Origin of the sequence: Gilliamella sp. Nev6-6 (assembly GCF_001690605.1) — a bacterium.
Lineage (GTDB): Bacteria > Pseudomonadota > Gammaproteobacteria > Enterobacterales > Orbaceae > Gilliamella > Gilliamella apicola_C.
Genome location: NZ_LZHP01000077.1, coordinates 1 through 1969 on the forward strand (window position 1 = coordinate 1; position 1969 = coordinate 1969).

A 1969-nucleotide genomic window follows, 5' to 3' on the forward strand; every position below is an offset into this window, starting at 1 on the left:
AATGACTGAACATCAAATCGTCGCTATTTTAAAAGAAGCTGAAGCGGGTATTCCCGTTAAAGAACTGTGCCGTAAATATGGCATGGGTAATTCAACTTTCTATAAATGGCGAGAAAAATACGGCGGTATGGAAACGTCGGATATTAAACGCTTAAAAGAGCTAGAAGCGGAAAACCGTAAGCTTAAACAGATGTTTGCCGAACTGAGCTTAAAATCCCAGCTTCAGGAAGAAATCATAAAAAAGCTTTAGTGCCCACCAAGGCACGTAAAACGTGGGCACAGCAACTACAACAAAATCATTCGGTTACTATTGTTATGAGTTGTGCTATTGTTGGCTTAAGCCGTTGTGCTTACTATTATCAACCTAAGTTGCAGGATGACTCGGTGATTGTTTCGGTGTTGAATGCTATCACAGACCGGCATTTACGCTGGGGCTTTCCTAAATGTTTTCATCGTATCAGAAAGCTTGGCTATCAATGGAATCATAAACGGGTATATCGGGTGTATTGTGAATTAAAGCTTAATCTCAGGGTAAAGCGTAAAAAACGCATTCCTCCACGATGTCCGGAAAGGTTATTAGTCCCCAATAAACAAGGTGAATGTTGGTCAATGGATTTTATGAGTGACAGTAGTCGTAATCAACGTCGCTTTAGGACATTCAATGTCATCGATGACTTTAATCGTGAGGCATTAGGGATTGATATTGCAGTAAGCTTACCCGCAGGAAGGATTACCCGTTACTTAGATAAACTGGCCGAATATCATGGGTATCCATTAAAAATACGGGTCGATAATGGGCCAGAATTTACAGGAAAAACCTTTATAAACTGGGCTAAATCACATGATATAACCATTGATTATATCCAGCCCGGTAGCCCTTATCAAAATGGCTATATTGAACGATTTAATCGTACCTATCGTACTGAAGTACTCGATTTATATCTTTTTAACAACTTAGCACAAGCAAGGAGAATAACCGAAGAATGGCTAACCATTTATAACACCGAAAGACCGCATGAGGCGTTAAATAACATGACACCGATTGAGTATAAAACACTAAAACAAGCAGCATGATTTTCTACGTGAGTTGTGTACTAAGTTTGGGGTATTTACACATCAATTGCTGCTTCACGAGAGACCGCCTTGTAAACAAGTTTCAAATCGCTCATAAATGCTTTGTGATGTTTAGAGGCAACATACTTAATTGAATGGCGGATTTGATGAATAACACAAAGTTGAACCTCTGTTTGTGGGTAAATAGTATTAATCGCTTCAGGAAAGCCAACTAATCCATCGACACAAGCAATTAAAATGTCATTTAATCCTCGGTTTTGTAAATCGGTCAACACCGATAACCAAAAATGAGCCCCTTCGTTTTCAGATAAATACAAGCCTAATACTTCCTTTTTTCCGGCTAAATTAAGTGCAAGTACAGTATAAACAGCCTTGCTGTGATAAACCCCATCTTCTTTTACTTTATAATGAATTGCATCCATCCAAACAAACGGATAAAGCGATTCTAGCGGTCGTTGTTGCCATAATCTGAGCTCAGGAATGATTTTATCTGTAATGGCGGTTAAAGTTGCAGGAGAAAGACGAAAAGCATAAATCTCTTCAATATGCTGGCTGATATCTTTATAACTCATCCCCAGCGCATACATACTGAGAATTTTTTATTCAATTTCATCGTTTAATGTTGTCTGATTTTTTTTGATGAGTTGAGGTTCAAATGAACCGTTTCTATCTCTTGGTGCATCAAGTTCGAAACTGCCTGATGAGCTTTTTATTGTCTTTGAACTCTTACCATTACGCCGATTAGGGGTAATGTCGTTGGCTAAATGAGAATCTAATTCCGCCGATAACGCCGCTTCTGTTAGCTGCTTGATTAATGGCGTTAAAATACCATCTTTACCCGTTAGCGGTTGACCATTTTGTAATAATTTTAATGCTTTTTCAAAATCAAATTCTT

1 protein-coding gene and 1 pseudogene are annotated in these 1969 nt (G+C 38.3%); one reads left to right on the forward strand and one right to left on the reverse strand.

Features of this window, described 5'->3' with window-relative positions; translation table 11 throughout:
- Nucleotide 1 precedes the first annotated feature (1 nt).
- Nucleotides 2-1074 (forward strand): IS3 family transposase gene (locus A9G42_RS09125; protein WP_442903200.1). Its coding sequence is split into 2 segments (ribosomal slippage): nt 2-239 and nt 239-1074, totalling 1074 coding nucleotides; the frame shifts between segments, so codons are not numbered across the junction.
- Between the two features lie 47 nt (nt 1075-1121).
- Here A9G42_RS09125 and A9G42_RS09130 read toward each other — a convergent pair.
- Nucleotides 1122-1969, reverse strand: a pseudogene (locus A9G42_RS09130) (IS256 family transposase); the annotation flags it as partial.